Source organism: Rhizobium sullae, from assembly GCF_900169785.1.
GTDB lineage: Bacteria > Pseudomonadota > Alphaproteobacteria > Rhizobiales > Rhizobiaceae > Rhizobium > Rhizobium sullae.
On sequence record NZ_FWER01000066.1, the window covers coordinates 1 to 12,235 of the forward strand.

Sequence of the window (12,235 nt, forward strand, 5' to 3'; positions counted from 1 at the left end):
AGACGCGGGAGAGTCGGTCGCTGCCAGGTCTGCAAAACGCAACTAACAATCTTCTCAACACCAAACTAACGGCCCAAAGCCAAGCAAAACGGGCCGCCCTCAAAGCGGTCCGTTCCGCTTTAAACAAAGAACACAAATATAACGCGGGGTGGAGCAGCCCGGTAGCTCGTCAGGCTCATAACCTGAAGGCCGCAGGTTCAAATCCTGCCCCCGCAACCAAAAGCTGACGACTAATTCAATGGGCTTCGAGGAAACTCGGAGCCCTTTTTGCGTGAAAAAGCACATAGAACGTAACCGGCCGATTGTTACCGCGGATATTTGGCCTTGACGCGGTCGATGAGCTCTTCGTCGTCGACAAAGTCTTTCAGGAAGTTGTTCCAGGTTTCCGGCGAACGGCGACCGTAAGAAAGCATCTCGCTCAGTTCGTCGATGCCACCGTCAGTGAGAGCGGGAGCCCATACATCGGACCCGTCGTGGAACCTCCGTCACTGTGGCGCCGTCCAGCCCAACCTGCATGACAATCTCGAGCTTCTGCTCATCACGCCATCGGCGCCGTCGTTCCTGCCCAAGAATATCGATCCGCATCCCAATCCTCGCCTAAGACACGACATTAAAGACGTCCTTAAAGTCGTATCTTAGGAAACCACGGCGACGCGCGGACGGCGGCGGTCAGGTTAACGCGCGTCTCGGCGATTGCCCTTTGCCGCATCTTCGCCGACTGCCACAGTCATCGTCGATGATCTGAAGCTCAGGTACCCCCGTGATGATCCGCACGACCAACTCATAAACAGTCAGAACAGATAACCCAACATATCGATTTGGCCGATAGGCCAACTTTCGCCTCGTACCGGTTTGACAAGGAAGCAATCCGAGAGGTCGCGCTCGATGACAGCCACACTCTCAACGTCCTCCACGGCGAGCCACTTAGTCATCGCCGGGTCAATGCGCCGAAAACCATTCGCGATGTAGAGCGTGTCAACGTCTCCCATCAAGACCAGGAAGTCGACATTGGAAGCAAGCGCCAGACTTTCGACTTGCTTTAGAAGATCTCCCGCGACGCCGACACCGCGATGCGCTGGCGTAACGCAGAGGTCGATGACTCCGAAGATCCTGATGATCTTTCCACCGGCCCTTATGACGCGGTGATCAACACCTGCCTGGCCAATGACGGTCTCGCCTTCAAACGCCAGCGAGCGGAAGTGCGGCAGTTGCTTGAAATACGTTCTGCCATCGAAGGTGTCAGGAAAACTCTCGTCCAGCAGAGCCGCAATCTGCGCCGTTGTTGGCGCGTCAATTTCGTATTCTGGCGTAAATTTCACAATATAGTTGTTTGCCATTAGCCTACCCGGCCAAAGCCTCAAGAATGTCTTTCGCTATTGCAGCCGAGGACGCGCTCGTCCCGGGTTCAACACGCGAGACACCGTCTACAGTCTCGCTCATCAGGATTTCTGGATCGTTGTCGTTAAGGTTTCAACCGACCAACCTCCCTTGAGAGGACTGGATACATCGGGAACGGCCGAAGGATCGAGGATATCGAGGTCTACCGCTAGATGGGTGTGTAACGTTTCGCGCTCGCCGCTTTTTCGACTGACGATTAGTCGGCAACAGAAACGACGCGGTACCCTCGCTCCAATGCCTGCTTGATAGGCGGCGAGGGCTTCTTGTTTTCGGTTTGAGTGGGACGCTCTTTCAACCGGGTATCGGACATTCTTTCATTCCTTCCAAGTTTTTCAGAGGACAATAGTAGCTACGCGTGGAACGTTATATCATGACCTATATGCAGTCAACGAGTGCCTGCAACGAGTGAGAGGGATTCGATGCGGCCTTTAATAACGGCGCAGTCCCGAATGAACTCGGGTTCTACGGAAACGCTGACAATCGGGAATGGCCGCAATACCAACTTTCGGAAGATGGCCTAGAAAAGCCTCTTCGGTCCCCATTTAGCAATAGTAAGGTCGAAACCTGATGGACATCAATTTCAGTATTCTTGCTCTCTATATGGTGGCGGTCGCAACGATGATTGCCGTTCCCGGTCCAGTCGCGGTTCTGGTGACCGGAGCGGGCCTTGCCGGCGGGCCGACTAAAGCTCTCCGAACAATCTTCGGCACAAATGCCGCTTCCCTCGTGCTGATCCTACTTTCGGCCTTGGTGGTAAAGGGGCTTTTTGCGATCAACGAGACGGCGTTCAATGTCCTAAAACTCGCCGGAGCCTGCTATATCGCCTATATCGGCTGGGACATTTTTCGAGAGGCTGGCGCATCGGACCAAGGCCAGGCGAACATTCAGCCCCGTGTTGGCGGTTTCTCCAAGGGCTTCGTCATGGCAATCTCGAACCCCAAGGATATCATTTTCTTCGCGTCGTTTTTCCCGCAGTTCATTGGGATCACGAGCTACACCAATACTAGCATCGCATTGCTCACAGTCGTATGGATTATCCTGGATTTTGCGACGTTGATGCTGGTCGATCGCCTGGTCAGTAAGCTGTTGAAGCCCACCGTTCATCGAACCACGCTGCGCGTGTCGGGTGCTCTGCTGCTCATGATCGCCGTTGGCGGCATCGCTATGACGGCTGTAGAGCTTTGGAGAGTGATTGGCGCGTGAAGTGTCGCGAACCCTGAATTCCAAGGCGTCGCAAAATTCGGCGATTCATACGACGCAAAAGAATCGAAAGTTTCGCCGGCGACTCGGTGCGGAACTGGCTTTGAACCACTGCATCGACTTTGGAAGACGACGGCGCATCGGAATCTGAAGCCGTCCGATTTGCCGCCGTCTCTCCGCTACAGCCCTATGCCATACGGAACCCCCTTGCGCGCCCGTAACGGCCTGACCCGTCTGGTCCCAGCAGTTGCCAGAAACAGCCAGCAGGAGGCAGGCCAGCCATGCGCGAACCAGATCATATGATCCGTCTCAAAACCGTCCTAGCCCGCACCGGGCTGTCTCGGTCCACTATCTACCGCAAAGTCACCGAGGGCACCTTTCCCGTCCAGATCAGGATCAGCGTCAACGGTGCGGGATGGCATGACTCCGACATCAATTGTGAATCGGCATGGGACGCCTTAGACAGCTATCTGCAACGAAAGTCGGTATCGGTAGTTGCGTGCCCCCTGTACCTTTTTCATGTCGGCGCGTCGGTGTGAGATGGATAGATCGAGCACGGCGCTATCATCCAGAAAAGAGAACGGCAGCGCCCTCGGCCTTTGCGCGATTACCTCCGCAACTTAGGCCTTGATTAATGGTGGGAGGTCCGCAACACTGATGCCACTACTCCCGCGCGCGCTGCACCGGGGAGTGTTTGTTTTGTAGTCTTTCCAATGGCTTGGCGCTCGACCCAATTGAGGATCGTGCTCGCCGTGCAGCGTCGCGCCGATTTGGCCGCGTTCCGGTCCCGGCGTCAGCAGGATCTCGCCTACTGACTTCGGGCACATCGTCGAAACCGACAAGGCATGACAGGCGCTTCTTGAGGAAGATTTCGTCAGCCGTCTAGCCAGGCGGCGAGGCCGTCCAGCGTCTGCAGCCCGTATTCCACCGCGCCGAAGCCGATGACCACCTGACGCCGCTCGCGGCTGGGGTGGAGCTGGCGCATGGTCAGCACCGTCTTGCCGTCGGCCTGCTCATCGAACGTCACTGTGGCACGGAAACGGTCGGGGTCGTCAGGGTCAGGTGTGCCATAGTCCATCACGATCCGCTCGTTCGGCACGATCTCCAGAAAGCGCATGAGGTTCGGGAAGCGCTGCTCCTTGCCCTCGAACACGCCCACCATGTCGAACCGCCAGACCCCACCCTCGCGGATATCGGCCTCGTGGCTTTCGATTCTAAGGCCGGCTGGACCATACCATTCGGTTAGCGCCCTAGGGTCCATCCAGGCGGCAAAGACCTTGTCGCGTGGGTGATTCAGCAGCTTGACCAGCACGATTTCGCGATCGAGCGACCAGGTCTCAAACAGGTTTTCCATGTCCTTCAACATCCTCTTCCGTCTTGTCCAAGTAGACTTCCAGGCGATCCAACCGCTCGGTCCAGCGCCGGCGCTCCGTTTCCATCCAGTCCGCCGCCTCGTCGAAGCGCTCCTGCACCAGCCGGCACCAGCGGCTGCGCCCGCGCTTCTCGCTGGCAATCAGCCCGCAATCTTCCAGCACCTTGAGATGCTGGGCGAAGGAGGGCAGCGCCATGTCAAAAGGCTCGGCCAGGACGCTGACCGGCACCTCGCCCTCAGCCAGCCGCGATACCACCGCGCGGCGGGTCGGGTCGCTGAGAGCGTGAAAGGCGAGGTCGAGGGGGGTCGAATGGTAAGGCATGCGACTCATTAAAATAGCTTCGGGCTCTGGTCAAGGATGGAAAGGTACTTGCCTTAGTGTCCGGCTCTGGATATGAAGGTACATACCTTAGTATCCAGCCCGCTTGATATTGGGGCGGTTACGCAACCACTCATAAGGAGGACTCCAGTGGTAGTTCGTGTCGATCTCATGATCTCGCTCGATGGTTTCGCGACAACGACGGACCAGACGCCCGAAGCCCCATTCGGCGAGGACTGGCCGCGTCTCGTCGGAGCATACGCTGCAACGCGAACCTTCCGCGAGCGCGTGTTAAAGGATACGACGGGAGCAGGGACCACAGGTGTCGACGACGAATACGCGAAGGAGTACTTCGATAATGTGGGTGCCGAGATCATGGGCGCTGGCATGTTCGGGCTCCACAACTTTCCCGATGATCCGAACTGGCGTGGCTGGTGGGGCGACGAGCCACCGTTCCGGGTTCCGGTCTTCGTCCTCACCCACAGGCCACGGCCTTCCTTGGAGATGACCGGCGGGACGACTTTTCATTTCATCAACACCACGCCGGCTGATGCGCTCCAGCGAGCTGTCAGTATGGCGGGCGACAAGGATGTGCGGGTTGGCGGCGGTCCCACTGTCGTTCGCGACTTCCTAAAGGCGGGCCTTGTCGATCGTCTTCATGTTGCTATCACTCCGATTTTGCTGGGGCGCGGTATACGCCTGTGGGACGATCTGCGCGGCTTGGAAGCTGGCTGTACAGTCAAGGCAGAAACGGCACCGAGTGACACCATCCACCTGACCTTCCAACGCTAGCCGCTCGCCTGTGACTTGAGCGATCATGGACTGTCCACAGATGGTCCATGATGTCGGTTTAGCGAGTTGCCAGTGCAGGCGCCGACAGTCTGCTTTCGGCCCCCGCATCAGCCGTTTAAAGCCATTGGCTATAAAATGGCTCCATGGCCGGATTGACCACAGCGCAGTTCGCCTACCAGACCGGCTCCGGCCTGTTCGGCGCGGGGCTTGTCGGCCTGGTTGCGGCCGGTGCGGCCTTTGGTTTGCTGGCGGTCCTTTTCGATACGCTGCGCTCCCCCGATCCTGCCTCCGTGGGGCTGGTCTTCGCCGTGCCCGCGGCCGTCGCTGGATATGCGCGGGTCCATGGTATCACGCGCGAAGCCATGCCCTCCGAAATCTGGCGACAGCTCTTCTGCATCGTCGGCGGTGGTTTCGTCGGCGTCTCAGCGCTGCTACACTTGGATGAGCGACGAGGTTCACATCTGGCTTGTTGCGCGCTACGGCGAAGACGAAAGCCGATCCGGTTTTGGGGATCGGCGGCACGGCCGCCGCTCGCCGGGCACGGCCGTATCATTCCGTCGTCTTCCATGCCGCAGTTCCTACAGTTTCGAGTAGTAGACGGCGAATCGTCTTTGGCCTATCGATGGACCCATGCGATCGTCCCTGGAACATCTGCCGGAAGAAAAGCAGCGCGAGCTTGCCCGCGTCGTTGCGATCATCCATGAGGAGTTCGCCGATGCGCTGTCGGGTACCTCTGCCGCCTTCAAGAAGCGCGGCCGGATCTTAAAGATTCTGCTTTTTGGTTCCTATAGCCGCGACACCTGGGTCGACGAGCCGCACACGATGAAGGGCTACCGCTCCGACTACGACATCCTCGTCATCGTCAATTCCAAGCAGCTGGCGGAGCCACAGTACTGGGAGAAAGCGACCGACCGGCTGATGTGGGACAAGCAGGTCAAAACCCCGGTCGGGCTGATCGTCCATGGCGCCCGGGAGGTCAACAACTTCCTGGCCGACGGCCAGTATTTCTTCGTCGACATCCTGCGCGAGGGCATCGTGCTCTACGAACTCGACGACCGGCCGCTGGCCGAACCTAGGAAGCTGTCGCCTGCCGATGCTCTGAGGGTGGCGAAGGAGCATTTCGAGAGAATATTCAAATACTCGACGTCATTCATCAAGGGTGCCAAGTTCTACCGTACAGAAGGGGACATTAATCTCGCGGCGTTCCTCCTGCACCAGTCCGTCGAGTCGGCGTACTCTGCATTGCTTCTCACGCTGACCAACTACAGCCCACCATCGCACAATCTGAAATTTCTCCGGAGTCTGGCCGAAGACCAGGACCGCCGGCTCATTGACGCCTGGCCGCGCGATCAGCACCGCTATACCGCCTGGTACAACGTCCTCAACGAAGCCTATGTAAAATCCCGCTACTCGAAGCACTTCGAGATCACCGAAGAAGCACTTAGCTGGCTGCTTGAGCGGACCGATCATCTGCACCAGATTGTCGCGGCGATTTGTAAGGAGCGACTTTCGGAACTGGAGCGGGCAATCGTTTGACGGTTCCGCTGAATTCGGTATTGGAGCCAGTGCCGCGCGAGCGGCTTCGTCCAAGGGTCGACAGCGCCCGCGCCATGTCCGCTCTCTTGCCCGCCAATACAGAGATCATTGCCGGGCTTGAGTCGGGCGGCATTCCTCTCGTCACGGCAATTTCGTTGGAAACCGGACTACCCGCAGCATTCGTCCGTAAAGAGGCCAAAGCGTATGGCACTTGTCGCGCCATTGAGGGTCAAGATGTTGCTGGGCGTGGTGTGACGGTCATTGAGGATGTGATCACGACAGGCGGTGCAGTAGCGGGTGCCTATCAACTGGCGCCGCCGAAGGTGCCAATGTTCTTGCAGTCGTGTGTGCTATATGGCGTGGCGACGGCACTCCGCGCATCCACAGCGTTCCTGCCTTGTCGGTGTTGCCAGTGTTTTCGAGGGCCGATTTAGAACGCGCTGGATGAAAGAGCTTGCTCGGGATGTTTGAACAGTTTCGGGCGTTTGGTTAAGTGGATTTACCCTGGCCCTTCCTGGCGGTGACGTGCTGGATCAAAATACGGACGTCGCCACCGTCCTTCGTTCAGCTGAACAGCTGACGATGAAAGCGCGAAGGCTGCTTCAGGGTCGTGATGCCTTGGCCCGCGAATTTGCCGAGGCCGACATCTCGCCGCCCTTCCGGGTCAACGGAACCAGCTCTCTCGACAGTGACGAATACGCTGAACTGGCCGAAGGCAGGTTCAAGCGCTGGAAATTGAAGATAGACGGTCCGGTAGAGCGACCTCGGGAGGGTTTCGCTCGCTGACCTCAAAAAGCTCCCGGCCCGTGCCCAGATCACTCGCCACCACTGTGTCGAGGGATGGAGTGCCGTTGGCAAGTGGACCGGTGGTCCACTCGGGCACCTGCTCGCTTCGGCGGGTCTAAAGATCACAGCGCGCTATGTGGTCTTCCATTGCGCCGATGACGACGACCCCGTCGCAATCGGATCTGTCCTTGTAGACATGGTGTTCGAATGGGCATAGCGACAGCCGGGGGAAGAGTTTAGATAGCCGCAGAACGGATTCACGGCTTCGGTCACACGCGTTGTCTTGCCCACCATACCACCGCGATCAAGGATGAACGCAGCATTACGTTCCTCCCGCGCCGCCCACTGTGGTATGCCCACAGCATCGACTGCATCCTGCTCGGCTTTGGGCAGGCTTCGAAATGACGCGAGGTCTTCGGGCTTCATAGTGTAAACGGCAAGAAATCGGGGCGCCGGCGTTACCTCCCTTGGCTGAGATGGCTATCAGCTTACATGCCGAGCGTCGGGAAACACCCCTGTAGTCCAAGATGTGGCGCGAGGCGCAGGATGGCGGCTGTTGGGGTATAGTTGGCATCCCCGTCATGCCCTCCAGTGCTCGGCACTGCAAAAGGCAGCTCAGTCAATATGGAAGCGGGACACCGCTTACGATTCATCATCTCTATCGCGTCCAACATGGCCGGCAAATGAGAATGACTTAGGCGTAAGGCTCAGACATCTCGTCCATGCAATGCGGTCAAGGCTTATAGCAAGCAGTTGAGACGAAAGCGGTTTGGTGTCCGCCATCGACTGGATCGCTGGGGATGAGCCAGCGAACCTCGCCGCGTTCAGAGCTTTCGTCATAATCATAGCATAAGCCATTGATCATGGTGTTCTCGACAACCCGCCATAGGTCCTACACTCAGGTATCCCTATACCAAAGTATCGAACACACGCGCCCTCCGCACGATGGTCCAGATCCCTTGAGTTTTGCAAAGTGGAGACCCGCAACCCGGTACGAGGAAGACCGAAAATGACCGCCCGTTTCGCGCTTTGAGGCCTAACGCCGTTTATCTTGAGGCTTAGCGGCGTTGACACAGCGTTGACGCCGGAGAGCCTGGAGCATTCGGACGATTTAATGATTGCGGCTGCTCAGCTACCGTCGCGGTTCGCCCTCGACGGGGTGCTAGGCAAACCATCGTTCCATAGATTTGGGGGACGATTTTGGGCTCTGTGGGACTGATTTTTCGAATATCTGGAGTTTGCAATGCGCTTTTACTTTTTAGTGGCCCTTATGATTGGAACGTTCGCGGGTATACCGGAAGTGCCGGCAGCAAACGACACGATCATCGATACCTCCCATTCAATCATCGATGGCAAGTCCGACGTTGACGGGGTCGCTTATCACTACCTTTTGGCGCAGGGTGGGCCGCAAACGGTCGTGTTGCTGCATGGCTGGGGTACCACGTCATATATGTGGCGCCATGTGATGCCGCAATTGGCGACCCAAGGGTATACAGTTCTCGCGCCGGATCTTCGTGGTCTGGGCGACACCGCCAAACCTCTGGCTGGCTATGATAAGGCTTCGATAGCCGAGGACGTTCGAAAGCTGGTGAGCAATCTGGGCATCGGTCCGTTGGTAAACCTTGTCGGCCACGACATGGGCGGCATGGTCGTCTATGCCTATGCCGCTAAATATCCCAATGACGTTGAGACACTTGCGATTTTGGATGTTCCTCTCCCCGGCATTGAGCCTTGGGACGATTTGATCCACGGTCCTCGTACATGGCATTTTCGCTTCCACTCTGTCCGTGACGTTCCGGAAATGCTTATCGCAGGCCGCGAACTCGAATATCTGAAATGGTTCCACAATGCCGAGGGCGTTAACTCGCGCGCCTTCGATAACGAAGCCGACGAAGTTTACGGACGCTCATATGCTCAGCCAGGGGCGCTTCGCGCCGGCTTTGAATACTATCGCGCCTTCCCCAAAGACGTTGAAGCTAACAGATTATTTTCGATCGAGAAGCTGCAGATGCCGGTTCTTGCCATGAGTGGAGTTGGGGGCATGGGAGCAGAGTATGGCAACCACATCCGCCACGTCGCAAAAAACGTACGCGGCGTGGTCGTGGAGGGTTCTGGCCATTGGATCCCCGAGGAGCAGCCTGCAGCCGTTACAAAAGCATTGACCGAATTTCTTCCTGCACCCATGTGATTGCGACCCTCCTATGTCACATGCATTGGAGCCGGCGGCGTATGCGACCGGCTTCTTCCATTGCAGGCCAGGCCGTGTTGCGTTGTGTCAATAAACCATCGTACATCTCAATTTACTTGAAGCCTCCCTCGGCAGGCCGTCGCAAGTGGCGGTTCTCCATGGAGACGAAACTATACTCAGAAGAATTAGACCGGCCTAACCACTCTTTTGCTCGCCCGATGTTTACGCTGTCCTTCGCAGCCGAAAAAGCCGGGACGCAAAGATATCAGTCGTGTTCGACCAGAAGCTTCCGAATGTTCCTGGAAAGAGCATGGTGGGTGTCTTGGTCGAATACGGTCCAGGTGGATTTAGGTCCGCGCACAGGCATGCAAGAAGCACTGTTATCTATACCACGGTGATAGAAGGCGAAATCAGTTCTTCAACTCGAAGGTCGGCAAAAACTCCGTCCTCAAGTACCTTGCGTGCAAGCACATTGAGGCGATCATAGATTGGCGGCACAGCGTTCATGCCGCTGCGTGCCAGCCATCGCGGATATGGCGGTAACCCTGGCGATAGACCGCTTCCGGCGTTTCGGAAAAGTCGCGCCAGACCTTTGTCGCGGCGGCAAGGTCCTTGAGCGCCCGGCCGAAGGCCTCGATCGTCAGCCAGCCGTCGTAACCGCTCGACCGCAGGGCCTTGAACGTTTCCGCCCAAGGAATATGGCCGCGCCCCGGAACGCCGCGGTCGTTCTCAGAAATGTGGACATGGACGATGCGGTCGCTGTTTCGCGTGAAGGCGCTGATGGGATCGGCCTCCTCGATATTGCTGTGGAAAGTGTCGTACATCGCGCGAATGTTCGGGTGCCCGACCGCGTCGACATGGGCCGCCAGGGCGTCCATCGTGTTGAACAGATAGCATTCGAAGCGGTTCAGCGCCTCGAGCCCGATTGTGACGCCGCGCTTTGCGGCATGATCCCCGATCGCGCGTTGTGAGAAGACCGAGCGCTTGAGTTCCGCCGCGCTCGGGCCGCTTCCGGAAAATTGTCCGAGCGTCGAATGCAGCGGCCCGCTCAGCATCGTGGCGCCGAGCGCATCGCTGCAGTCGATGGCCCATTTCATGTAGTCGATGCCGCGTCTGCGGGTTGCGGCGTCGGACGCGATCAGATTCATCGAGGGATCGCCCATGGCGGAAACGGCGGTCCGTTCCAGGCCGATCCGGTCGAGCAGATCTCCCAGCCGGCGGTAGCTGTCGGGCGTGCCCGAAAAGATCGGTATTTCGACGCCATCAAACCCAGTGTTCTTGATGTCGCGCAACAGTCCTTCATGCTTCCGGCCGACACTCGTCGTCCAGAGGAACATGCACATTCCGATCTTCATGTCTCCTCCTTTTGGCCCTGTGGGCCGTGAGCGGCGTTCTACGGCGCCCTTCGCTTTTCCATTATCTGGTAATACCAAATCCGAAAATCTGGTCAAGCCAATCCCAGTTTTCCGATCGCCTGAAAATCTGCGTGAAAACAAGAAAAGGAGCATTAAAGCTCAGCAAAATAAGATGTATCGCCGTTTCTGACTCCACCTTGCAGAGGGCGAAAAATTGCGCTAGAGCTAGCAATTGACAAGAATTGGCCCAACCAGATTGCCGAAGGCAGCGGGCCGGTGACGACAAGGTGACCGTTTGCCGCCGCCATCGGCGATCGAACGAGTTGTAACAGTCTGGGAGGACTTCATGCATCTTTCGACACACAACTGGATGCGAGCCGAACCGCTCGCCGTCACGCTGAAGCGCATCAAGAAATATGGCTACGAAAGCATCGAGATATCCGGCGAGCCGGCACAGTACGACGTCAAGGAGACGCGCGCGCTGCTGAAAGAGTACGGAATCCGCTGCTGGGGTGCCGTCACGCTGACGCTCGGCGAGCGGAACCTTGCCGCAAGGGACGAAGGCCAGCGCGCCAGGTCAGTGGACTATGTCAAGAGCGTCATCACCATGGTCAGCGAACTCGAGGGCGAGATCGTTACCCTCGTACCGGCGACCGTCGGCAAGGTGGTGCCGGATGGGACCGAGGAGGAAGAGTGGACGTGGGTGGTGGACGCAACCAAGGAATGTTTTGCCCATGCCCAGAAGAAGGGCGTGCGCATTGCCGTCGAGCCGCTCAACCGTTTCGAGACCTATTTCTTCAACCGTGCCGCCCAGGCGCTGGCGCTCGCCGATGCCGTCAGCCCCGAATGCGGGGTCTGCCTCGATGCTTTTCACCTGAACATCGAGGAGGATGACATGTATGAGGCGATTCGGCTCGCCGGAAAGCGCCTGTTCGATTTCCACGTCGCCGACAACAACCGTTTCGCCGCCGGCCTCGGCATGCTCGACTGGCCAAAGATCATCGGCACGCTGAGGGAGATCGGCTACGACGGCGCGGTGACGAACGAGTTTGTCGCTCCGGTCGATCGCACGCCGGCGGCCAAGTACCCGGACATGGTGGAGCGCAACCCCGTCGATATCCCGCCGGAGCAGCTGAAGTTCATCCAGGACCACGGCTCAAGCCTTCTCACCGAGAAGTTCTACGACGATCAGATGCGGATCACCGCCGAGACGATCCTGCCGCTGATCAAAGTAACGAACGGAAAGGCATAGGCCCGGCGGCCCGCGGGTCGTGAGGGCGGGAGATCCG

14 protein-coding genes, 1 tRNA gene and 3 pseudogenes are annotated in these 12,235 nt (G+C 57.9%); 12 read left to right on the forward strand and 6 right to left on the reverse strand.

Annotation, left to right across the window (positions count from 1 at the left end):
* The first annotated feature begins 142 nt into the window (after positions 1-142).
* A tRNA-Met gene (locus BN1800_RS34370) sits at positions 143-219 on the forward strand.
* A gap of 572 nt (positions 220-791) precedes the next feature.
* Here the strand turns inward: BN1800_RS34370 and BN1800_RS34380 are convergent.
* Complete coding sequence (locus BN1800_RS34380; RefSeq protein ID WP_027510013.1) at positions 792-1,337, reverse strand: GNAT family N-acetyltransferase; 546 nt, start codon at positions 1,335-1,337, stop codon at positions 792-794.
* A 102-nt stretch (positions 1,338-1,439) separates the two neighbouring features.
* Positions 1,440-1,634, reverse strand: a complete 195-nt coding sequence (locus BN1800_RS44210) for an arginase family protein (protein WP_143534213.1) — start codon at positions 1,632-1,634, stop codon at positions 1,440-1,442.
* Between the two features lie 197 nt (positions 1,635-1,831).
* Between BN1800_RS44210 and BN1800_RS44215 the strand changes: the two are divergent.
* From BN1800_RS44215 to BN1800_RS34395, 3 genes and pseudogenes are all read left to right on the forward strand, one after another.
* Positions 1,832-1,966, forward strand: a pseudogene (locus tag BN1800_RS44215) (hypothetical protein); the annotation flags it as partial.
* Positions 1,966-2,601, forward strand: a complete 636-nt coding sequence (locus BN1800_RS34390) for a LysE family translocator (RefSeq protein ID WP_087004567.1) — start codon at positions 1,966-1,968, stop codon at positions 2,599-2,601. The pseudogene BN1800_RS44215 and the gene BN1800_RS34390, both read left to right, overlap by 1 nt.
* A 278-nt stretch (positions 2,602-2,879) precedes the next feature.
* Positions 2,880-3,137 carry a helix-turn-helix transcriptional regulator gene (locus BN1800_RS34395; RefSeq protein ID WP_087004570.1) on the forward strand — a complete coding sequence of 86 codons (258 nt, stop codon included), beginning with the start codon at positions 2,880-2,882 and terminating at the stop codon, positions 3,135-3,137.
* A 335-nt stretch (positions 3,138-3,472) separates the two neighbouring features.
* Here BN1800_RS34395 and BN1800_RS34400 read toward each other — a convergent pair whose 3' ends face one another.
* Both BN1800_RS34400 and BN1800_RS34405 read right to left on the reverse strand, forming a co-directional pair.
* A complete protein-coding gene (locus BN1800_RS34400) occupies positions 3,473-3,952 on the reverse strand; it encodes an SRPBCC family protein (protein WP_087004573.1) in 480 nt (159 codons plus the stop codon).
* Complete coding sequence (locus BN1800_RS34405; protein WP_087004630.1) at positions 3,936-4,292, reverse strand: ArsR/SmtB family transcription factor; 357 nt, start codon at positions 4,290-4,292, stop codon at positions 3,936-3,938. Before BN1800_RS34405 ends, BN1800_RS34400 begins: the two co-directional genes overlap by 17 nt.
* A gap of 147 nt (positions 4,293-4,439) precedes the next feature.
* Here BN1800_RS34405 and BN1800_RS34410 point away from each other — a divergent pair, with 147 nt between their 5' ends.
* The 5 genes from BN1800_RS34410 to BN1800_RS44230 all read left to right on the forward strand — a co-directional run bounded on the left by BN1800_RS34410 (position 4,440) and on the right by BN1800_RS44230 (position 7,620).
* Positions 4,440-5,081 carry a dihydrofolate reductase family protein gene (locus tag BN1800_RS34410; protein ID WP_087004576.1) on the forward strand — a complete coding sequence of 214 codons (642 nt, stop codon included), beginning with the start codon at positions 4,440-4,442 and terminating at the stop codon, positions 5,079-5,081.
* Positions 5,082-5,224: 143 nt separating this feature from the next.
* Positions 5,225-5,785, forward strand: a complete 561-nt coding sequence (locus BN1800_RS44220; protein ID WP_425299090.1) for a hypothetical protein — start codon at positions 5,225-5,227, stop codon at positions 5,783-5,785.
* Positions 5,712-6,617 carry a nucleotidyltransferase and HEPN domain-containing protein gene (locus BN1800_RS34420; RefSeq protein WP_087004580.1) on the forward strand — a complete coding sequence of 302 codons (906 nt, stop codon included), beginning with the start codon at positions 5,712-5,714 and terminating at the stop codon, positions 6,615-6,617. The genes BN1800_RS44220 and BN1800_RS34420 overlap by 74 nt, the downstream gene beginning before the upstream one ends.
* Positions 6,618-7,142: 525 nt before the next feature.
* Positions 7,143-7,403, forward strand: coding sequence for a molybdopterin-binding protein (locus tag BN1800_RS44225; RefSeq protein WP_425299091.1), 261 nt, complete (start codon positions 7,143-7,145; stop codon positions 7,401-7,403).
* Between the two features lie 28 nt (positions 7,404-7,431).
* Complete coding sequence (locus BN1800_RS44230) at positions 7,432-7,620, forward strand: molybdopterin-dependent oxidoreductase (RefSeq protein WP_425299092.1); 189 nt, start codon at positions 7,432-7,434, stop codon at positions 7,618-7,620.
* A 20-nt stretch (positions 7,621-7,640) separates the two neighbouring features.
* On the opposite strand, the pseudogene BN1800_RS34435 reads toward BN1800_RS44230, so the two are convergent.
* Positions 7,641-7,829, reverse strand: a pseudogene (locus BN1800_RS34435) (hypothetical protein); the annotation flags it as partial.
* An 817-nt stretch (positions 7,830-8,646) separates the two neighbouring features.
* Here BN1800_RS34435 and BN1800_RS34440 point away from each other — a divergent pair.
* Positions 8,647-9,591 (forward strand): alpha/beta fold hydrolase, encoded by a 945-nt coding sequence (locus tag BN1800_RS34440; protein ID WP_087004583.1) that lies wholly within the window; start codon positions 8,647-8,649, stop codon positions 9,589-9,591.
* 253 nt (positions 9,592-9,844) lie between these two features.
* A pseudogene (locus BN1800_RS43065) lies at positions 9,845-10,009 on the forward strand (cupin domain-containing protein); the annotation flags it as partial.
* Positions 10,010-10,094: 85 nt separating this feature from the next.
* On the opposite strand, the gene BN1800_RS34450 reads toward BN1800_RS43065, so the two are convergent.
* The gene (locus BN1800_RS34450; RefSeq protein WP_087004586.1) at positions 10,095-10,946 is read right to left on the reverse strand and encodes a sugar phosphate isomerase/epimerase family protein; all 852 of its coding nucleotides are present in this window, start codon (positions 10,944-10,946) and stop codon (positions 10,095-10,097) included.
* Between the two features lie 346 nt (positions 10,947-11,292).
* On the opposite strand from BN1800_RS34450, the gene BN1800_RS34455 reads away from it, so the two are divergent.
* Positions 11,293-12,198, forward strand: a complete 906-nt coding sequence (locus BN1800_RS34455) for a sugar phosphate isomerase/epimerase family protein (protein ID WP_087004589.1) — start codon at positions 11,293-11,295, stop codon at positions 12,196-12,198.
* The last annotated feature ends 37 nt before the right edge of the window (positions 12,199-12,235 follow it).